The sequence below is a fragment of the Acidovorax sp. GW823-FHT05D11 genome, assembly GCF_058795695.1.
The window spans coordinates 2,486,976-2,507,103 of record NZ_CM179502.1; the positions used below are offsets into that span (position 1 = coordinate 2,486,976).

At 67.4% G+C, this 20,128-nt stretch carries 17 protein-coding genes; 2 read left to right on the plus strand and 15 right to left on the minus strand.

The annotated features are described in order from the left end of the window. Positions 1-168: 168 nt before the first annotated feature. A complete protein-coding gene (locus AC3RCE_RS11645; RefSeq protein ID WP_218297597.1) occupies positions 169-705 on the minus strand; it encodes a TRAP transporter small permease in 537 nt (178 codons plus the stop codon). Positions 706-714: 9 nt separating this feature from the next. Then, the gene (locus AC3RCE_RS11650) at positions 715-1,731 is read right to left on the minus strand and encodes a TRAP transporter substrate-binding protein (RefSeq protein WP_218297493.1); all 1,017 of its coding nucleotides are present in this window, start codon (positions 1,729-1,731) and stop codon (positions 715-717) included. 172 nt (positions 1,732-1,903) lie between these two features. Between AC3RCE_RS11650 and AC3RCE_RS11655 the strand changes: the two genes are divergently transcribed. Continuing rightward, on the plus strand, positions 1,904-2,434 hold the full coding sequence (locus AC3RCE_RS11655; protein WP_492255228.1) for a winged helix DNA-binding protein: 531 nt from the start codon (positions 1,904-1,906) through the stop codon (positions 2,432-2,434). A gap of 85 nt (positions 2,435-2,519) precedes the next feature. Next, on the plus strand, positions 2,520-6,170 hold the full coding sequence (locus tag AC3RCE_RS11660; RefSeq protein ID WP_492255229.1) for a hydantoinase B/oxoprolinase family protein: 3,651 nt from the start codon (positions 2,520-2,522) through the stop codon (positions 6,168-6,170). A gap of 51 nt (positions 6,171-6,221) precedes the next feature. On the opposite strand, the gene mnhG is transcribed toward AC3RCE_RS11660, so the two are convergent. The 13 genes from mnhG to AC3RCE_RS11725 form a co-directional block, all read right to left on the minus strand. Further along, a complete protein-coding gene (mnhG, locus tag AC3RCE_RS11665; RefSeq protein ID WP_218338753.1) occupies positions 6,222-6,608 on the minus strand; it encodes a monovalent cation/H(+) antiporter subunit G in 387 nt (128 codons plus the stop codon). Further along, positions 6,605-6,883, minus strand: a complete 279-nt coding sequence (locus AC3RCE_RS11670) for a K+/H+ antiporter subunit F (protein ID WP_055402533.1) — start codon at positions 6,881-6,883, stop codon at positions 6,605-6,607. Before AC3RCE_RS11670 ends, mnhG begins: the two co-directional genes overlap by 4 nt. Beyond that, a complete protein-coding gene (locus tag AC3RCE_RS11675; protein WP_218297489.1) occupies positions 6,880-7,401 on the minus strand; it encodes a Na+/H+ antiporter subunit E in 522 nt (173 codons plus the stop codon). The genes AC3RCE_RS11670 and AC3RCE_RS11675 overlap by 4 nt, the downstream gene beginning before the upstream one ends. After that, positions 7,398-9,119, minus strand: coding sequence for a monovalent cation/H+ antiporter subunit D (locus tag AC3RCE_RS11680; RefSeq protein ID WP_255590832.1), 1,722 nt, complete (start codon positions 9,117-9,119; stop codon positions 7,398-7,400). Before AC3RCE_RS11680 ends, AC3RCE_RS11675 begins: the two co-directional genes overlap by 4 nt. 159 nt (positions 9,120-9,278) lie before the next feature. Then, positions 9,279-9,644 (minus strand): Na+/H+ antiporter subunit C, encoded by a 366-nt coding sequence (locus AC3RCE_RS11685; protein ID WP_142146595.1) that lies wholly within the window; start codon positions 9,642-9,644, stop codon positions 9,279-9,281. Continuing rightward, positions 9,635-12,583 (minus strand): monovalent cation/H+ antiporter subunit A, encoded by a 2,949-nt coding sequence (locus AC3RCE_RS11690; RefSeq protein WP_492255230.1) that lies wholly within the window; start codon positions 12,581-12,583, stop codon positions 9,635-9,637. The genes AC3RCE_RS11685 and AC3RCE_RS11690 overlap by 10 nt, the downstream gene beginning before the upstream one ends. Before the next feature lie 116 nt (positions 12,584-12,699). Beyond that, positions 12,700-13,119, minus strand: a complete 420-nt coding sequence (locus tag AC3RCE_RS11695; RefSeq protein ID WP_492255231.1) for a ComEA family DNA-binding protein — start codon at positions 13,117-13,119, stop codon at positions 12,700-12,702. 47 nt (positions 13,120-13,166) lie between these two features. Further along, positions 13,167-14,324 carry a lipopolysaccharide assembly protein LapB gene (gene lapB / locus AC3RCE_RS11700; RefSeq protein WP_218297486.1) on the minus strand — a complete coding sequence of 386 codons (1,158 nt, stop codon included), beginning with the start codon at positions 14,322-14,324 and terminating at the stop codon, positions 13,167-13,169. Further along, positions 14,314-14,646, minus strand: a complete 333-nt coding sequence (locus AC3RCE_RS11705) for a LapA family protein (protein WP_218297485.1) — start codon at positions 14,644-14,646, stop codon at positions 14,314-14,316. Before AC3RCE_RS11705 ends, lapB begins: the two co-directional genes overlap by 11 nt. A gap of 121 nt (positions 14,647-14,767) precedes the next feature. After that, complete coding sequence (locus AC3RCE_RS11710) at positions 14,768-15,103, minus strand: integration host factor subunit beta (RefSeq protein ID WP_492255377.1); 336 nt, start codon at positions 15,101-15,103, stop codon at positions 14,768-14,770. Positions 15,104-15,188: 85 nt separating this feature from the next. After that, on the minus strand, positions 15,189-16,874 hold the full coding sequence (gene rpsA, locus AC3RCE_RS11715) for a 30S ribosomal protein S1 (protein WP_056063647.1): 1,686 nt from the start codon (positions 16,872-16,874) through the stop codon (positions 15,189-15,191). A gap of 207 nt (positions 16,875-17,081) precedes the next feature. Next, positions 17,082-19,112 (minus strand): bifunctional 3-phosphoshikimate 1-carboxyvinyltransferase/cytidylate kinase, encoded by a 2,031-nt coding sequence (locus AC3RCE_RS11720; RefSeq protein WP_492255232.1) that lies wholly within the window; start codon positions 19,110-19,112, stop codon positions 17,082-17,084. Between the two features lie 132 nt (positions 19,113-19,244). Then, a complete protein-coding gene (locus tag AC3RCE_RS11725) occupies positions 19,245-20,117 on the minus strand; it encodes a prephenate dehydrogenase (protein ID WP_492255233.1) in 873 nt (290 codons plus the stop codon). Between the last annotated feature and the right edge of the window lie 11 nt (positions 20,118-20,128).

Consider the following 20,128-nt stretch of genomic DNA (forward strand, 5'->3'; position numbering starts at 1 on the left):
CTATGCCCGATGCAGCCTGTTGTTATCGGTACTCACACCGCAATGCGCTTCCAGCGCACCGCAAAAACTGGCGCTGCCAAACGCCAGTGCCACCGTGGAGCCGGCTTCGCCGGGCCACCAGTGGCATTCCCCTCGGGGGAAGGCGCGCAGCGCCTCAGGGGGGCTTCTCTAGATATCAGAAGAAAAGTCGCCCTTGGCATGGCGCTCTTCGACGGCGCGCACGAAGGTCGGCACGCCGCCGCGCAGCACGATGATGAATTCATCGACCACGGCCACCCACAGCAGGATGGAGCCGAGCGCGAAGCTCAGCTGCGGAATCCACAGCGGCATGGGCAGGAGGCCCTGGGAGATGTCGTTGAACTCCCAGCTCTCGTAGGTGTAGCTGCAGGCCGCCCACATGAGGTAGCCCACGGCCACGGACCCGATGGCCAGCGACACCACCTCGAGCTGGCGGCAGCGGCGCGGGGACAGCTTTTCCAGCAGCAGCGTCACGCGCACGAAGTCGCCGTGCTTGAAGGCATGCGCCATGGCCAGGAACGCGGCAGCCGCGCAGAACCAGGCCACGATGTCGTTGATGGCACCGGTGCGCAGGCCCAGCTCGCGCATGATGCTCTGCGCGATCATGAGCACGCAGATGAGCGCGATGAATGCCGCGCCCAGTGCGCCGGCGGCGAGGTAGATGCGGTCGAGCCAGCGGCGCAGCATGGTCACGGCTTACTTCTTGGCCGCAGCGGCCGTGGCCGGGCCACCCTTGCGGTAGGCCGCGATGATCGCTTCGCCTTCCGGGCCGGCTTTCTTGAGCCAGTCGGCCAGCATGATCTCGCCCACCTGGCGCATGTCGGCCATGAGCTTGGGCGCGGGGGTGACGATCTTCATGCCCTTTTCAGCGAGGGCCTTCTTGTACCACTCGGTCTTTTCGGCGCTGACCTTCCAGCCGCGAGTCTCGGCCTCGGCCGAGGCCTTGAGCAGGGCGTCCTGGCTGGGCTTGTCGAGCGCGTCGAAGGCCTTCTTGTTCACGATGACCGCGTTCTTGGGCAGCCAGGCCTGGGTGTCGTGAAAGAGCTTGATGCTTTCATAGATCTTGCTGTCGTAGCCCGTGGAGCCGGAGGTCATGGTGGCTTCCACCACGCCCGTGGCCAGGGCCTGCGAGAGTTCCGCCGCCTGGATGGTCACGGGCTGCGCGCCGATCAGCTCGGCGATCTTGGCGGTGGCGGGGCTGTAGGCGCGCCACTTGATGCCGCGCAGGTCGGCCACCGAGGCCAGTTCCTTCTTGGAGTAGATGCCTTGTGGCGGCCAGGCCACGGCATACAGCAGCTTCATGCCCTGCGTGCCCAGCAGCTTGTCCAGCGAGGCCTTCTGCGCGTCGTACAGGCGCTTGGAGTCGGCATACGAGGTGGCCAGGAAGGGAATGCCGTCCACGCCGTACAGCGGGTTTTCGTTCTCGAAGTTGCCCAGCAGGATTTCGCCCGCCGGCGCCTGGCCGCCCTGCACGGCGCGCTTGATTTCGTTGGCCTTGAACAGCGAGGCGTTGGCATGCACGGTGATCTTGAGCTTGCCGGCGGTGGCGGTGTCCACGTCCTTGGCGAACTGCATCAGGTTCTCCGTGTGGAAGTTGCTCACCGGGTAGGCGGCCGCAAGGTCCCATTTGGCCTGGGCCTGGGCCGAGGTGGCAGACATGCCCAGTGCCAGGGCCATTCCCAGGGCAGTGGTGGAGAAGATTCGACGCTTCATGGAGTGCTCCGCAAGGTGGATCGTGGGGGTAAGCCACTGTATAGAAAGCAATCGGCCGTGGCATAGGTGTTTTGCCTAAACGCTGACAAATTGCCAACAAATCATTGTCGAGTTGCCTACAATGGCCTATGCATATCCCGTGCCAGATTCGACTGTTGTGGAGGCGGTGTTTATGAAACCAGTGGCCAAGGCCAAGGGCGATTCCGGTCCGATCGTGTCGTCCGCGCACCTGGTGTCGGCGCAGAGCGCGGAGATGAGCGAGTTCGAGTTCGGGCTCATCGTCGCGGGCAATGCCTTTCACCGCTGGGTGGTGCATTGCATGTCGGCTGCCGGCCTGAAGGACCTGACCCCGCTGGATGTGGTGGTGCTGCACCACGTGACGCACCGCGCGCGCGACAAACGCCTGGCCGACATCTGCTTCATCATGAACGTGGAAGACACGCACCTGGTGAACTACGCGCTCAAGAAGCTGCAGAACCTGGGGGTCGTCGCATCACAGAAGAATGGCAAGGAAGTGACCTATGCCGCCACCGAATCCGGCCGCGCCTACGTGCAGCGCTACCGCGAGATCCGCGAGAGCTGCCTGATCGATGCGCTGCAGGCGGACGATTCGCTCAACCGCGACATTGGCGAGCTGGCCCGGTTGCTGCGTGTGCTTTCCGGCATGTACGACCAGGCGGCGCGCTCGGCCGCCTCCCTGTGACCCGCGGCACGCACGGTATTTCAATCCAACAATGCTCCTGCGCTTGGTGTACAAGCGCAAAAAGCTATCAATAACATAGCAAAAGATGTCCAACCAACCTTCCCACATGTCCCGCTGGCAGTTCTGGATCGACCGGGGGGGCACCTTCACCGACGTGGTGGGCAAGCGGCCCGACGGCAGCCTGGTCACGCACAAGCTGCTGTCCGAGAACCCCGAGCAGTACAAGGACGCCGCCGTGGCGGGCATCCGCCACCTGCTGGGCCTTGCACCTGGCGAGCCGGTGACGCCCGCACTGGTGGAGTGCGTGAAGATGGGTACCACGGTGGCCACCAACGCGCTGCTGGAGCGCAAGGGCGAGCCCACGCTGCTCATCACCACCAAGGGCTTCAAGGATGCGCTGCGCATCGCGTACCAGAACCGTCCGCGTTTGTTCGACCGGCGCATCGTGCTGCCCGAGCTGCTGTACGAGCGCGTGGTCGAGGCCCAGGAGCGCGTGGGCGCGCGCGGCGAGGTGATCGAGCCGCTGGATGAGGCGCACCTCAAGGAACGCCTGTGGGCCGCCTATGACGCGGGCCTGCGCAGCGCAGCCGTCGTGTTCATGCACGGCTACCGCTACACCGCGCACGAAGAGGCCGCCGCGCGCATCGCGCGCGAGGTGGGCTTCACGCAGGTGAGCGCCTCGCACGCCACCAGCCCCATGATGAAGTTCGTGAGCCGGGGCGACACCACCGTGGTGGACGCCTACCTCTCGCCCATCCTGCGCCGCTATGTGGAGCAGGTCGCCAGCGAGATGCCGGGCGTCAAGCTGTTCTTCATGCAATCGTCGGGCGGGCTGACCGATGCGCAGGTGTTCCAGGGCAAGGACGCGATCCTGAGTGGCCCCGCGGGCGGCATCGTGGGCATGGCGCGCACCGCCGGGCTGGCGGGGCACGCCAAGGTGATCGGCTTCGACATGGGCGGCACCTCCACCGACGTGAGCCACTACGCGGGGGAGTTCGAGCGCGAGTTCGAGACCCAGGTGGCCGGCGTGCGCATGCGCGCCCCGATGATGAGCATTCACACCGTGGCCGCCGGTGGCGGTTCCATCCTGGGGTTCGACGGCGCGCGCTTTCGCGTGGGCCCCCAGAGCGCGGGCGCCAACCCCGGCCCCGCCAGCTACCGCCGGGGCGGCCCGCTGGCCGTCACCGACGCCAATGTGATGGTGGGCAAGATCCAGCCCGCGCATTTCCCGAAGGTGTTTGGCCACGGCGCCAACGAGGCGCTGGATGGCGATGCCGTGGTGCAGAAATTTGATGGCCTTGCCACGCAGGCCGGGCGCAAGGCCGAGGATGTCGCCCACGGCTTCATCCAGATCGCCGTGCAGCAGATGGCCAACGCGATCAAGAAGATCAGCGTGGCGCGCGGCTACGACGTGACGCGCTACACGCTGCAATGCTTTGGCGGCGCGGGCGGCCAGCACGCCTGCCTGGTGGCCGATGCCCTGGGCATGACGCGGGTGTTCGTGCACCCGCTGGCGGGCGTGCTCAGTGCCTACGGCATGGGCCTGGCGGACCAGAACGTGATCCGCGAGCAGGCGGTGGAGGCCAAGCTCGCGCCCGAGGCGCTGGCAGGCATTGAGGCCACGCTGGAACAACTGGCCACCACCGCGCGCACCGAGCTGGAGCGCCAGCAGGCGGGTGCAGGCACAGCCGTGGTGCACCGCCGCGTGCACGTGCGCTACGAGGGCAGCGACTCCGCGCTCATCGTCCCGTTGGGCTCGCTGGCCGAAATCACCGCCGCGTTCGAGAACGCCTACCGCCAGCGCTTTGCGTTCCTCATGCAGGGCAAGGGCCTGGTGGTGGAGGCCGTGTCGGTGGAGGCCGTGCTGCCCGGCGACGCGCCCGTGGAGCCGCGCCACACGCTGCAGCCCGCGCGCGACGTGCCGCGCCGCAGCACCGTGCGCATGTACACCGGCGGCATCGACGGCGTGGCCGCGTGGCATGACGCCGCGCTCGTGGTGCGCGAAGACTTGCGCCCTGGCGACGTGATCCCCGGCCCGGCCATCATTGCCGAGAAAAACGCCACCACCATCGTCGAACCCGGCTGGGAGGCCCGGCTGACCGAGCTGGACCATCTGCTGCTCGACCGCCGCGTGGCCCGTGCCGTGCAGCATGCGGTGGGCACCACGGTGGACCCGGTGCTGCTCGAAGTGTTCAACAACCTGTTCATGAACATCGCCGAGCAGATGGGGCTGCAGCTGCAGAACACGGCGTATTCGGTGAACATCAAGGAGCGGCTGGACTTCAGTTGCGCGCTGTTCGACACGGCGGGCAACCTGATCGCCAACGCGCCGCACATGCCGGTGCATCTGGGCTCGATGGGTGAGAGCATCAAGACGGTGATCCGCAAGAACGCGGGCAAGATGCAGCCGGGTGATGTGTATGTGCTCAACGACCCGTACCACGGTGGCACGCACTTGCCAGACATCACCGTCATCACGCCGGTCTACCTTGCCGACGAGGCCGCGCCCACGTTCTACGTGGGCAGCCGGGGCCACCACGCCGATGTGGGCGGCACCACCCCCGGCTCCATGCCGCCGTTCTCCACGCGCATCGAGGAAGAGGGCGTGCAGATCAACAACGTGAAGCTGGTCGAGCGCGGCGTGCTGCGCGAGGCGGAGATGGTCGCTCTGCTCGAAAGCGGCGAATACCCCAGCCGCAACCCGCAGCAGAACATGGCCGATTTGCGCGCGCAGATCGCGGCCAACGAAAAGGGCCAGCAGGAGCTGCGCCGCATGGTCGGCGAGTTCGGCCTGGATGTGGTGTTGGCCTACATGCGCCACGTGCAGGACAACGCCGAGGAATCGGTGCGCCGTGTCATCACGCGCCTGAAGGATGGTGCGTTCACGCTGCCCCTGGACAACGGCGCGCAGATCAGCGTGGCCGTGAAGGTGGACGCGAAGAACCGCAGCGCCACCATCGACTTCACCGGCACCAGCGCGCAGCAGACGAACAACTTCAATGCACCCACGGCGGTGTGCATGGCGGCGGTGTTGTATGTGTTCCGCACGCTGGTGGATGACGACATTCCGCTCAACGCGGGGTGCCTGAAGCCGCTCAATGTCATCATCCCGCCCGGCAGCATGCTCAACCCCAACCCGCCGGCCTCGGTGGTGGCGGGCAATGTGGAGACTTCCACCTGCATCACCAACGCACTGTATGGCGCGCTGGGCCTGATGGCGGCGGGGCAGTGCACCATGAACAACTTCACCTTTGGCAGCACGCGCTACCAGTATTACGAGACGATCTCGGGCGGCAGCGGCGCGGGGGGCGTGTGGGATGCCAACGGGCAACTGGCGGGTGGTTTTGCAGGCACCAGCGTCGTGCAGTGCCACATGACCAACTCGCGCCTGACGGACCCCGAGGTGCTGGAGTTCCGCTTCCCCGTGCGGCTGGAGGGCTACGAGATCCGCAAGGGCTCGGGCGGCGCCGGGCAGTGGAAGGGCGGTGACGGTGGCATCCGCCGCGTGCGTTTCCTGGAGCCCATGACGGCCAGCATCCTGTCGAACGGCCGCCACCATGGCGCATTTGGCATGGCGGGCGGCCAGCCGGGTGCCGTGGGCATCAACAAGGTGGTGCGCAGCGATGGCCGGGTGGAGCTGCTGGACCACATCGGCCAGGCCGAGATGCAACCGGGCGACGTGTTTGAAATCCACACGCCGGGCGGCGGCGGATTCGGATCTTCAGGCCAAAAATAGTGATGAAAATGGCCGCTGGCGCTTGTCCATCAAGCGCTGGCAGCTATTAATTCAGGAGTCTTCGGTTTCCTGTGCTGCCCTGGGTTGGCTCAGGCTCGGCGGCACATTCAGCCCCATCTGCCGCGCGCGGAACAGTGCCGCGCGCATCAAGAAGATCGACATGATCGGCACCGTGATCGCCACGAACACGGCGATCAACAGCGCATGCAGCGCCAGGCTGCGGTCGGCCACCGAGAAGTACAGCACCGTGCCATGCATGATCAGCCAGCAGCCCAGCGTGGCGATGATGGCGGGCGCATGCACACGCTCGAAGAACGTGGGCAGGCGCAGCAGGCCGGTGGAGCCCAGCAGCGCCAGCCCCGCACCCGACAGCACCAGCACGGCCACGATGATTTCGAGCCACAGCGGAAGAACGGCGATGGTGGCGGCTTCGGTCATTCGATCACCTCGCCACGCAGCAAAAACTTGGCCATGGCCATGGAGCCGACAAAACTGAACAGCGCCAGCAGCAGGGCGGCCTCGAAATAGTTCTTGCTGCCGTACAGCAGGCCCAGCACCAGCATCACCAGCATGCCGCTGAGGTACATGCAGTCGAGCGCCAGCACGCGGTCCTGCGCGGAAGGGCCCTTGAGCAGGCGGATCAGCGCGCAGCCCATGGCCAGGGCCAGCATGAACAGGGCGATGGGCAGGGCCCAATCCAGGATCGGTGTCATTCAAAGATCTCCATCAAGGGGCGTTCGTAGCGCTGCTTGACGCTGGCGGCCATCGCTTCGGCGTCGTCCAGCTCCAGCACGTGCAGCAGCAGCATGCTGCGGTCCAGCGAGAGTTCGGCCCAGGCGGTGCCGGGGGTGATGCAGACGATCGTGGCCAGCACGGCCAGGGCATTGGGGTCGCGCACGTCCAGCGGAATGTGCACGAAGCCCGAGGGGTGCCGCCGGCGGCCCGGCGCGAGCAGCAGGCGCGCCACGGCCAGGTTGGAGCGGGTGGTGTCCGCCACCACCGTGAATGCCAGGCGCAGCACGGCACCGGGTTTGCGGATGCGCACGGGCAACGGGCGCAGCCCGGCCGTGAGCAGCGGGATGGCCAGCGCGAGCACCGTGCCCAGCACGATGTGGCCCGCGCTCAGGCTGCGGTTGAGCAGCAGCCACAGCGCCAGCAGCGCCAGCGAGAGCACGGGGGCGGGCACCAGGCGCTTGAAGGGCCGCTGTACGGGGGTGTTGCGGGGCTTCATGGGGGCGTGGTTCCTTGGGGTGCGGGCGCATCCGCGTGGGGCGGGTTGGGCACCGGCGCGGCGGTCATCACGGCGCGCACATAGGTGGACGGGGCATGCAGCGCGTCGGCCGTGGCCTGGGTGTAGCGCATCACGGCCCCCGCCTGCCATACCAGGGCCGCGCTGGCCAGCAGCAGCAGGGCGATGGGCAGGCCTTCCAGCACCAGCAGCTTGGGGGATGTGCGGTCGTGCGCCGCCCAGAAATGGCGGATGCCCGCGCGCGTGAGCGCCAGCAGCGCGAGCAGGCCCGACCCCACCAGCAGCGCCACCAGCATCCAGCCCGCGGCGCCCAGTTGGAATCCGTGGGATGCCCCCAGGCCCAGCGGATTGAAGAGCGCGTGGACCATGGCGAACTTGCCCACGAATCCCGGCAGGGGCGGCAGGCCCGCGATGATCAGCGTGCAGGCCATGAACGCCAGCCCCAGGAACGCCGCCGCCGCAGGGATGACCTGGCCGATGAGTGCCTCCTCCTGGTCGTCGAGGTTCATGCCTTCGGTGGGCACCAGGTCGGCGGACAGGAACGGGGCGTCGTCGGTCTGCTCGTAGGGGGCGAGGTTGGAGCCGTCGTTGCGCCAGCGGTCGATCAGGTCGGCCAGCAGGAACAGCGCGCTCACGGCCAGCGTGGAGCTGAGCAGGTAGTACAGCAGCCCGGCCGTGAGCAGGTTCTGCCCGAAGCCGACCGCCGCCAGCAGCGTGCCCGACGAAAGGATGGCGCTGAAGCCCGCCAGGTGCCCCAGGCGCTGCGAGCCCAGCATGCCGATGGCGCCGAAGGCCATCGTGAGCATGCCGCCGCCGATGAGCCACTGGCCGCCGAACTGGGCCGATTCGCCGGCCTCGGCGCCAAACAGCAGTGTCCACAGCCGCAGCAGGCTGTACACGCCCACCTTGGTCATCAGCGCGAACAGCGCCCCCACGGGGGCCGTGGCCGCGCTGTAGGCGGGTACCAGCCAGAAGTTGAGGGGCCATACCGCCGCCTTGATGAGAAAGGCCACCGCGAGGACCGCCGCAGCGGCGTGCAGCAGGCCGCGGTCCGCTGGCGCGACGGCGGCGATGTTTTGCGCCAGGTCGGCCATGTTCAGGGTGCCGGTGATGCCGTAGAGCATGGACACGCCGATCAGGAACAGCGACGAGGCCGCCAGGTTGATGGCGATGTAGTGCAGCCCCGCCGACACGCGCGGGCGGCCCGAGCCGTGCAGCAGCAGGCCGTAGGACGCGGCCAGCATGATCTCGAAGAACACGAACAGGTTGAACAGGTCGGCCGTGAGGAACGCGCCCGCCAGCCCCATGAGCTGGAACTGGAACAGCGGGTGGAAGTGCACCCCCGCGCGGTGCCAGCGCGCCGCCGAGAACAGCACGGTGGCCAGCGCCACGGTGCTGGCGAGCACCAGCATCATGGCGGAGAGCCGGTCGATGCCGAGCACGATGCCGAACGGCGCCGGCCAGTTGCCCGGCAGGTACACCGCCAGGCTGTTGTGAAGGGCGGGGTCCTTGGCCTGCACGAGCAGCAGCACGGCCACCACCAGGCCCAGGAAGGTCGAGGCGATGTTGAGCGTGACCTTGGTGCGCTGGCGCTCCTCGCGCAGCAGCAGCATGAGCCCGGCCGTGAGCAGGGGCAGCGCGATGGGCGCGAGGATCAGGTGTGGCATCAGCCGCTCCAGTAGGAGGTGCACGGATGTCATGTCAGGACTCCATGGCGCTGCGCATGAAAAGGGCGCGCCTCAGGCCAGGGCAGCCGAGCCAGGGCCGCCCCGCCGCGAGGGCTGCGTCCCCCTGCCCGCAGCGCACAGCGCTGCGAGAGCGGGGGGAAGCGGCGAAGCCGCTCAGGGGGGTGTTCTTCATCATGGCATTTCCTGCACGTCTTTGCCCTTGGTGCCGTCCACATGGTCGGTGCCCGCCATGCCGCGCGATGCCAGCAGCACCACGAGGAAGAGGGCGGTCATGGCGAAGCCGATCACGATGGCCGTGAGCGTGAGCGCCTGGGGCATGGGGTCGGCGTAGTGGGCCAGGTCCTGGGGCAGGCCGGGCTGCAGCACGGGCTCCTTGTCGATGGCCAGGCCCAGGCGGCCCATGCTGAAGATGAAGAGGTTGACGGCGTACGACAGCAGCGACAGGCCCATGATGATCTGGAAGGTGCGGGGGCGCAGCAGCAGCCACACGCCCGAGCCGGTGAGCACGCCGATGGCCAGGGCCAGAATCAGTTCCATGGGCCTTCTCCCTGTGTCGCCGCGGCGGCCTGAACCTCATCGGCCGTGCGTGCGTTGTTGTAGCGGTGGCTGCGCACCGACTGGTGGGCGATGCCGGTGAGGATGAGCATGGTCGAGCCCACCACCAGCGTGAACACGCCGATGTCGAAGAACAGCGCGCTGGCCACGTGCACCTCGCCCACCCAGGGCAGGTGCAGGTGGGCCGTGTGGCTGGTCAGGAAGGGGTAGCCCCAGGCCCAGGCCCCCAGGCCGGTGGCCAGCGCGGCCAGCAGGCCCACGCCGATCCAGCGGCGCGGGTACAGGGGCAGGTGGGCTTCGACCCACGAGGTGCCCGAGACGATGTACTGCAGCAGCAGCGCCACCGAGAACACCAGCCCCGCCACGAAACCGCCGCCGGGCTCGTTGTGCCCGCGCATGAACAGGTACATGGACACGAGGGTCGCGAACGGCAGCATCAGCCGCACCAGCACGGCGGGCACCATGAGGTAGCCCACGGCGGTGTCGGCGGTCTGGCGCGGGTTGGACAGGTCGGTGTCCACATCGGCGGGCAGCGCGCGCTGCTGGGGCGGCAGGTCCATCACCTCGCGCGCGGGCCGAAAGCGCCGCAGCAGCGCATACACCGTCAGGGCCACGATGCCCAGCACCACGATCTCGCCAAAGGTGTCGAAGCCCCGGAAGTCCACCAGCATCACGTTGACGACATTGGTGCCCCCGCCTTCGCTGAGCGCGCGCTCCAGGAAGAAGGTGGAGGTGCTGTCGGGGAAGGGCCGGCTCATCATCGCGAACGACAGCAGGGCCATGCCCGCACCCGTGGTCAGCGCCAGCGCCATGTCGCGGTAGCGGCGCAGCTGGGTGCGGCGCTCTTCGGCCAGCGTGGGCTTGCGCAGGGCTTCGTCGCGGCGCGGCAGCCAGCGCAGGCCCAGCAGGATGAGGATGGTCGTCACGACCTCCACCACGATCTGCGTGAGCGCCAGGTCGGGGGCTGAAAACCAGAGGAAGGTCAGGCACACGCACAGCCCCGCGCCACCCAGCAGCGTGAGTGCCGCCAGCCGGTGGTACTTGGCCTGCCAGGCCGCCGCCATGGCGCACAGCCCGCCCAGCAGCCACAGCAGCGCGAAGGCCGGAGACAGCGGCAGCTGCGCCCGGTCGCCAATGGGCAGGCCACGAGCCCACAGGGGCAGCACGCAGGCCACCAGCGCGGCACTCACCAGCCACAGCATCTGCCACTGCAGCCGCCCGGTGCCCAGCATCCGGCGGCCATGGCGGCCCCACTGGGTGACGGCCGCCAGGGTGCCTTCGAACAGCCGCTGGCCGCTGATGTGGTGCATGACCGGCGGCGCATCCAGCACGCCTTTTTCGCGCTGCCAGCGCAGCAGGGCATACAGCGCGATGCCCCCGCCCAGGGCCACCAGGCTCATCACGAACGGTGTGTTGAACCCGTGCCAGACCGCCAGGCTGTAGGTGGGCAGCTCGCCCCCCACCACCGGCCGCGCGGCCGCGGCCAGGTAGGCGCCCACGGACCAGGCAGGCAGCGTGCCCACCACCAGGCAGGCCAGCACGAGCAGTTCCACCGGCACCCGCATCCAGTGCGGCGGCTCGTGGGGTGGGCGCGGCAGGTCGGTGGCGGGCGGGCCCCAGAACACATCCACCGTGAAGCGCAGCGAATACGCCACGCTGAACATGCCCGCCACGGTGGCGGCCACGGGCAGCAGCCATTCCAGCATCGGCGTGGTGTTCACGTACACCGTTTCGGCAAAGAACATCTCCTTGGACAGGAAGCCGTTGAGCAGCGGCACGCCGGCCATCGCCGCGCTGGCCACCATGGCCAGCGTGGCGGTGATGGGCATCATCGTGCGCAGGCCCGACAGGCGGCGGATGTCGCGCGTGCCACTTTCATGGTCCACGATGCCCACGGCCATGAACAGCGAAGCCTTGAAGGTGGCGTGGTTCATGATGTGGAACACGGCGGCCACGGCGGCCAGCGGGCTGTTCAGGCCGAGCAGCAGGGTGATGAGCCCGAGGTGCGAGATGGTCGAATAGGCCAGCAGGCCCTTGAGGTCGTTCTGGAACATGGCCGCGTAGCCACCCACCAGCAGCGTGCAAAGGCCCGCCCCCCCCACCAGCCAGAACCATGCCTCGGTGCCCGCGAGCGCGGGCCACATCCGCGCCAGCAAGAACACGCCCGCCTTGACCATGGTGGCCGAGTGCAGGTACGCCGACACAGGCGTGGGCGCGGCCATGGCGTGGGGCAGCCAGAAGTGGAACGGGAACTGCGCGCTCTTGGTCAGCGCGCCCAGCAGGATCAGCACCAGCGCGGTCAGGTACAGCGGGTGCGCCTTGATCAGCGCGCCGGCGGCCAGCACGTGGTCGAGGTCGTAGCTGCCCACGATGTGGCCCAGCACCAGCATGCCGGCCAGCATGCACAGGCCGCCCGTGCCCGTGACCGTGAGCGCCATGCGTGCCCCACGCCGCGCATCCTTGCGGTGGTGCCAGTAGCCGATCAGCAGGAAGGAGAACAGGCTGGTCAGCTCCCAGAAGAACGCGATCTGGATGATGTTGCCCGACAGCACCACGCCCGCCATCGCACCCATGAACGCCAGGAAGAACGCAAAAAAGCGCGGCACCGGGTCGGCCGCCGACATGTAGTAGCGCGCATACAGCACCACCAGGCTGCCCACGCCCAGCACCAGCATGCAGAACATCCACGCGAAACCGTCCATGCGGATGACCAGGTTCAGGCCCAGCGCGGGCAGCCACTCGATCTCCTGCCGCAATATGCCGCCGTCGGCGATCTCGGGAAAACACAGCGCGACCTGCACGGTGCAGAACACGGCGATCAGCCCCGCCAGCGTGGACTCGGTGTTGCGCGCATTGGCGGGCAGCACGGCCGCCAGAAGGCTGCCGATGAAGGGAAGGAGAATGAGGGTGATCAGGGGCATGCGCGAACAATTTTAGGGGTTCGCTCCAAAGCCCCTGCCCGGGCCTTGCCGTTGTGCAGCCGGTGGGTACAAAAAGACAAGCCCGCCGAGGCGGGCCTGAAGCCTGAAGAGCGTGCTTAGCTTTTGCTAGCGCTGGCGGCGGCAGCGGGCCCTGGCGCCGTGGCGGCAGGCGGCGCCGCATCGGTCCCCGTGCCCCCGTGGGGCTTGCGGTCCACGGCTTGTTTCCTGCTGCCGTGGTGGTTTTTCGCTTCGGCCCTGGCGGCCGCTGCGGCGCTGTATTTCTTGCCGCCGACCGTCAGGCCTTCCCTGGAGAAATTCACCGCGCTCTTGGGTCCCACGCCGCCGACACGGCCGATGAAGTCGCCCCAGTCCTTGAAAGGCGCGTTCCTGCGCTCTTCCAGGATCCGGCCCGACAGGCCGGGACCGATGCCCTTGATGCCGTCGAGTTCAGCCTCGGTGGCGGTGTTCACGTCCACGGCGGCGAATGCCGCGGCGGCACACAGCGCGGCGAAGAGGGCAAGCAGTTTCTTCAGCATGGCGAATGGTCTCCTGGTGGGGGTGGCGCGGCCTGGCCCGGCGGCTTTCAGAGTTCCTCGACGCGGCGCGCCGGATAGCTGTCCCAGGTCTGGCAGCCGGGGCACTGCCAGAAATGCTGGCGTGCCTCGAACCCGCAGGCCGCGCAGCGGTAGCGGGTGAGCGGCTTGACGGCATGCTCCAGCGCACGCTGGATCTGGGGGTGGAACTCCTCGTGCTCCAGCTTCTCGGCGGCCAGCCATTTGGCGGCGGCCACGAGCGAGCGTTCCTTGTCCAGGTGCTGCACATAGCGCTGCCGTGCCGTGCCGCGCGTGGCGTCGTCGGCGGCTTCCATGGCCACGATGCTTTCGAGCACGTCCAGGGACGGTGCCTGCGCGTAGTGCGCCTGCAGCAGCGCCTGCGCTTCCGGTGTGCGCCCCGTGGCGGTGGCGGCCTCGACGAGCAGCGCGGCGGCCAGGGGCAAGGCGGCGGGGTTGCGCTCGCCCAGTGTTTTCAGGGTGGCCAGCACGGCGGCGGGCTGGCCCATGAGGCGCTGCAGGCGCGCCAGCTCGATTCGCGCGCGGGCGGCCTCCGGGGCGGCGGCCACGGCCTGCTCCAGCAGGGCCTGGGCACCGGGCAGGTCCCCCTGGGTGCTCAGCGCCAGGGCCTGCTCGCACAGGTAGTGGGCCTGGCGGGTGCTGAAGTCTCCCTGATCGGCGTCGTGCATCTTGCGGGCGATGGTGGCGGCATGGGGCCAGTCGCGCGAACGTTCATAGATGGCCAGCAGCGCCAGGCGGGCCTGGGCCTCGAAGGGCGTCCCCTCCAGGCGGTGCAGGGCTTCTTCCGCGCGGTCGAGCAGGCCGGCCTTGAGGAAGTCGAGCGCCAGCGCGTGCTGGGCACGCTCGCGGTCGGTGCGGGAGAGGTCGCCGCGCGAGAGCAGGTGCTCGTGCACGCGCACGGCACGGTCGTATTCGCCCCGGCGGCGGAACAGGTTGCCCAGCGCAAAGTGCAGCTCCGAGGTGTCGGGGTCGTTCTGCACCGCCTCGATGAAGGCGTCGATGGCCTGGTCCTGCTGCTCGTTGAGCAGGAAGTTCAGGCCCTTGAAGTAGGCCTTGGGCGCGCGGCGGTTCTCGGCGCGCAGCTGGCGCAGGTCGAAGCGCGATGCCAGCCAGCCCAGCACGAAGGCCACGGGCAGGCCCAGCAGAATCCAGGTCAGGTCAAATTCCATGGGCGGAGGGCAGGTCGGGCGGTGGTGGCGGGGCAGGGGGGGCCGTGCTGGCCGCGGCGGCGGGTGCCGATGCCGGCGCGGGGGACGCCACGGCGGCATGGGCGCGGCGCGCGGCGGCGCGGTGCCTCCACCAGCGCGGCACCATGCCCAGCACCCCGACGGCCAGGCCTGCCGAGAAGGCGGTCAGCACCACCAGCACCAGGGGGGCGCGCCATTGGGTGCCAAAGAAGAAGTGCACGGTGGCGTCCTGCTGGTTGTTCAGCGCGAAGGCAAACAGCGTAAAAAAAATGGCTGCCTTGAGCAGCCACAGGAGGTATTTCATCGGTCTCCCCAGTGGTGGGGCGATTCTAAGAGCTTGCGCATGCGGGGCGGCGGGGCTCCCGGAGGGCTGGTATCCAGATCAAAAAGGTCTTTAGCGCTTGCTCATCAAGCGCTGATAGCTATCATTTTTGAATGGATGCGTTGCTTGCCGTGCCGGAGTTTTCTTCCATTTCGGCGGTGCGCTTGTCCACGGCTTCGCGCAGGGCCTTGCCGGGCTTGAAATGGGGTACGCGCTTTTCGGGGATGGCCACGGCCTCGCCGCTGCGCGGATTGCGGCCCATGCGGGGAGGGCGGTGGTTCACCGAGAAGCTGCCAAAGCCCCGGATCTCGATGCGGTGCCCACGCACCAGGGCCTCGCCCACGGCGTCCAGAATGGTCTTGACGGCGTATTCGGCATCGCGGTGTGTCAGCTGGCCGAAACGGGCGGCCAGTTCTTCGACGAGGTCTGAGCGGGTCATGGAATCTTGGGACATAGGCAGTCTTGGCTGAAAAAAGAGCGGGCGCCGAGGCGCCCGCTGTCTGACCGTTTAACGGGTCAGCGCTTTACTTTTCCGAGTTGTCCAGCTTGGCGCGCAGCAGGGCGCCCAGGCTGGTCGTGCCGGCGCTTTCGCGGCTCGATTGCTGGCTCAGGTTGGCCATGGCGCCTTGTTCGTCGGCCATGTCCTTCTGCTTGATCGACAGCTGGATGTTGCGGGTCTTGCGATCCACGTTGACCACCACAGCGGTGACTTCGTCGCCTTCCTTGAGCACGTTGCGGGCATCTTCCACGCGATCGCGGGAGATTTCCGAAGCGCGCAGGTAGCCCACGATGTCTTCGCCGAGGTCGATTTCAGCGCCACGGGCGTCCACGGTCTTGACCTTGCCGGTCACCGTCTGGCCCTTGTCGTTCACGGTCACGAAGGTCGTGAATGGGTCGCCGTCGAGCTGCTTGATGCCCAGCGAGATGCGCTCGCGGTCCACGTCCACGGCCAGCACGATGGCTTCCACTTCCTGGCCCTTCTTGTAGTTGCGAACAGCGGCTTCGCCGGGTTCGTTCCACGAGAGGTCGGACAGGTGCACCAGGCCGTCGATGCCGGCAGCCAGGCCCACGAACACGCCGAAGTCGGTGATCGACTTGATCGGACCCTTGACGCGGTCGCCGCGCTTGGTGTCCTGTGCGAATTCCTGCCATGGGTTGGCCTTGCACTGCTTCATGCCCAGGCTGATGCGGCGCTTGTCTTCGTCGATTTCCAGGACCATGACTTCGACTTCGTCGCCCAGCGAAACCAGCTTGGCGGGAGCGATGTTCTTGTTGGTCCAGTCCATTTCGGAGACGTGCACCAGGCCTTCGATGCCGGGTTCGAGTTCCACGAATGCGCCGTAGTCGGCGATGTTCGTGATCTTGCCGAACAGGCGCGTGCCTTGTGGGTAGCGGCGGTTCACGCCCATCCATGGGTCGTCGCCCATTTGCTTCAGACCCAGCGAGACACGGTTCTTCTCGGTGTCGAACTTCAGGATCTTGGCCGTGATTTCCTGGCCAGCCGTCACCACTTCCGATGGGTGACGCACGCGGCGCCATGCCATGTCGGTGATGTGCAGCAGGCCGTCGATGCCGCCCAGGTCCACGAACGCACCGTATTCGGTGATGTTCTTGACCACGCCTTGAACGATGGAGCCTTCCTTCAGGGTTTCCATCAGCTTGGCGCGCTCTTCGCCCATGGAAGCTTCCACCACGGCGCGGCGGCTCAGCACCACGTTGTTGCGCTTGCGGTCGAGCTTGATGACCTTGAATTCCATGGTCTTGTTTTCGTACGGCGTCAGATCCTTGATCGGACGCGTATCGATCAGCGAACCGGGCAGGAACGCGCGGATGCCGTTGACCAGGACAGTCAGGCCGCCCTTGACCTTGCCGGACGTGGTGCCGGTGACGAATTCGCCGGATTCCAGGGCCTTTTCCAGGCTCATCCAGGAAGCCAGACGCTTGGCGGTGTCGCGCGACAGGATGGTGTCGCCGTAGCCGTTTTCGATGGAGCCAATGGCCACCGACACGAAGTCACCCACTTGGACTTCGACTTCGCCCTTGTCGTTCTTGAACTCTTCCAGCGGCACGTAGGCTTCGGACTTGAGGCCGGCGTTGACCACGACGAAGTTGTGCTCGACGCGCACGACTTCAGCGGTGATCACTTCGCCTGGGCGCATTTCCGTACGCTGCAGGGATTCTTCAAAAAGGGCGGCAAAAGATTCGGACATGTGTTTCCTTGCCACAAACAGGATTCCAGTAGCACCATTGCTACTGTTTTTATAGCTGCTTGCGGTGGTTTTTTGCGGTAGAACCGCGGGTTAGGTTAACGATCCACACAGCCTGTGCGCTGGCGCGCGAGAGGGGCTGCGTGGGCCTGTTGCAAGGCCTTTCGGCTTTGCCTGAGGGACCCGGATTTTAGCCAGGGCCCCGCGCCGTCAGCCCTGCGCAGAGGCTGCGAAGGGCTGACGCTCCTGCCACCAGGCCAACACCTGCTCGACGGCTTCATCAATCGTCAAGTTGGAGTTGTCCAGGACCAGAGCGTCCTGCGCGGGCTTGAGGGGTGCGACGCTGCGGGAACTGTCCCGGGCGTCGCGTGCCTCCAGATCCGCGCGAAGGTCTTCGATATTAGCTGAAAAACCCTTTGAAATCAACTGTTTATAACGGCGCTCGGCGCGGCAGGCGGCGCTGGCCGTCAGATACACCTTGAGCGGGGCGTCCGGGAAGATCACAGTGCCCATGTCGCGGCCGTCCGCCACCAGGCCCGGCAGGCGCCGGAAGCTGTGCTGCAGGTCCACCAGGGCCGCGCGCACGGCGGGCAGGGCGGAGACGCGGGAGGCGTTCATGCCGGCCTCTTCGGTGCGGATGGCTTCGGTCACGTCGTCGCTGCCCAGCCACACCCGGCCGCCCTCGAAGCGCACGGGCAGCGTCTGGGCCATGGCGGCAATGCGGGGCTCGTCCTCCGGCTGGATGGCCAGGCCGGCACGCAGGGCGGCCAGGGCCGTGATGCGGTACATCGCCCCCGAGTCCAGGAAGCGGTAGCCCAGGCGCTGCGCGACGGCAGCGGCCACCGTGCCCTTGCCCGAGGCGGTGGGACCGTCGATGCAGATCACCGGGATGTGGTCCGTGGCTGCCTGCGTGACCGAGAACAGGGCTTCGAAATAGTCCGGGAAGGTCTTGGCCACGCACTTGGGGTCTTCGATGCGCACGGGCAGGCTTGCCGGGTTGAAGGCGGCCAGTGAAAAGCACATGGCCACGCGGTGATCGTCATAGGTGTGGATGCTGGCGGCCTTCCACGCCTGCACCTGCGCCGGCGGCGTGACGCGGATGAAGTCCGCACCTTCTTCCACCGTGGCGCCGAGCTTGCGCAGCTCGGTGGCCATCGCCGCGATGCGGTCGGTTTCCTTCACGCGCCAGCTGGCGATGTTGCGCAGGGTGGTGGTGCCTTCGGCATACAGCGCCATCACGGCCAGCGTCATGGCGGCGTCGGGGATGTGGTTGCAGTCCAGGTCGATGGCCGTGAGCGGCCACGCGCCGCGCTGGATCGCCAGCCAGTTGGGGCCGCCCGTGACCACCGCGCCCATGGCGCGCGCGGCTTCCACGAAGCGGATGTCGCCCTGGATGGAATCCAGCCCCACGCCCTGGATCTTGATGCCTTTTAGGCCATTGGCGCTTGCTGCGATTGCGCCAAGTGCTATGAAATAGCTAGCGGAAGAGGCGTCGGCCTCTACGTGGATGCTGCCCGGCGACTGGTAGCGGCTGCCGGCGGGGATGGTGAAACGCTGCCAGTCCTGGTGTTCGACCACGATGTCGAACCGCGCCAGCAGCTGCAGCGTGATGGCGATGTAGGGCCTGGAGATCAATTCGCCCACGACCTCGATCACGATGGCCTGCGCGCCGGCGGCCAGCGGCAGCGCCATGAGCAGGGCGGTGAGGAACTGGCTCGACACATCGCCGCGCACGCGGATGGGCGCCGCCAGCGCCAGGGCAGGCACGCCGTTCGCATGGGCGATGCGCAGCGGCGGGTAGCCGTCATTGCCCAGGTAGTCGATCTGGCAGCCCAGTTGGCGCAGCGCGTCCACCAGGTCGCCGATGGGGCGTTCGTGCATGCGCGGGACGCCGGACAGCTCGAATTCGCCACCCAGCAGTGCCAGCGCAGCCGTCAGGGGCCGCATGGCGGTGCCGGCATTGCCCATGAAGAGCTTGGCGGGCGATTGGGGCGCCCGCCCGCCCAGGCCCGTGATGTGCACGGTGCTGCCGTTTTCGTCGACGGTGCAGCCGATCTGGCGCAGCGCGTCGAGCATCACGCGGGTGTCGTCGGATGCCAGCAGGTCGTGCACGGTGGTGGTGCCGTTGCTGAGAGCCGCCAGCAGCAGCACCCGGTTGGAGATGCTCTTGGAACCGGGCAGGTGGACTTCGCCCGCCGCGGTTTGCAGGGGAGGCAGGTCGAGGAATGCGGTGCTGTACATCGGTGTATCTTGTCGGTTAGGCCAATGGCCTGTGCACCGGCGTGTCCTAGGCCAGTGCCACCGTGGAACTGGCGTTGCCAGGCCACGGGTGGCGTCCCCCTTGGGGGAAGGCGCCGCAGGCGACTCAGGGGGTTATTTTCTCTTCGCGCCCATGCGCCAGTGCGCGCGGGTCTCGCTGGCCAGCGTCAGCATGTCTTCCAGCGCCTGGGCGTCGCCTTTTTCCATGGCCTGCTCAATGGTGCGCAGCGCCTGCTGGAAGAGCTTGGACTGGGCGATCAGCTCTTCCCGGTTGGACAGCAGGATGTCGCGCCAGACCTTCGGATCGCTGGCCGCGATGCGGGTGAAGTCCCGGAACCCCGGGCCCGCCAGCGACAGGAATTCGTCGCCGGTCGACTGGCCCGTGATGCTGTTCATCATCGCAAAGGCCAGCACGTGGGGCAGGTGGCTGACCGCGGCAAAGGCCGCGTCATGCGACTCGGGCGACATGCTGGTCACGCGGCAACCCAGCGCGGTCCAGATGTCGTCGGCCCTTTGCAGCTGTACGGTGAGCGTGCGCTCGATGGGCGTGAGGATGACCTGGCGGCCACTGTAGAGGTCGGCCTCGGCGTGTTCCACGCCCGACACTTCGCGCCCCGTGATCGGGTGCGCCGGCACGAACGAGCCCACCTGGTCGCGCAGGGCGCGGCGTGCGGCCTGGACCACATCGGCCTTGGTCGAGCCCACGTCCATGATCAGCATCTGGGGCGTGACGAGGTGTTTGATGGCCTTGAGCGTGGCCTCGGTGGCGGCCACGGGCACGGCCAGCAGCACGATGTCGGCGCCGGCCACCGCGAGCAGCGCCGAGGGCGCCTCCACATCGATCACGCCCAGCTGGCGTGCGCGGTCGGTGGTGGAGGGCGACTTGCTGTAGCCCACCACGCGCTTGACGAGGCCGGCCTTCTTCATGGCCAGGGCGAACGAGCCGCCCATGAGTCCGCAGCCGATCAGTCCCAATTGTTCGAACATGGCGGTGGCTC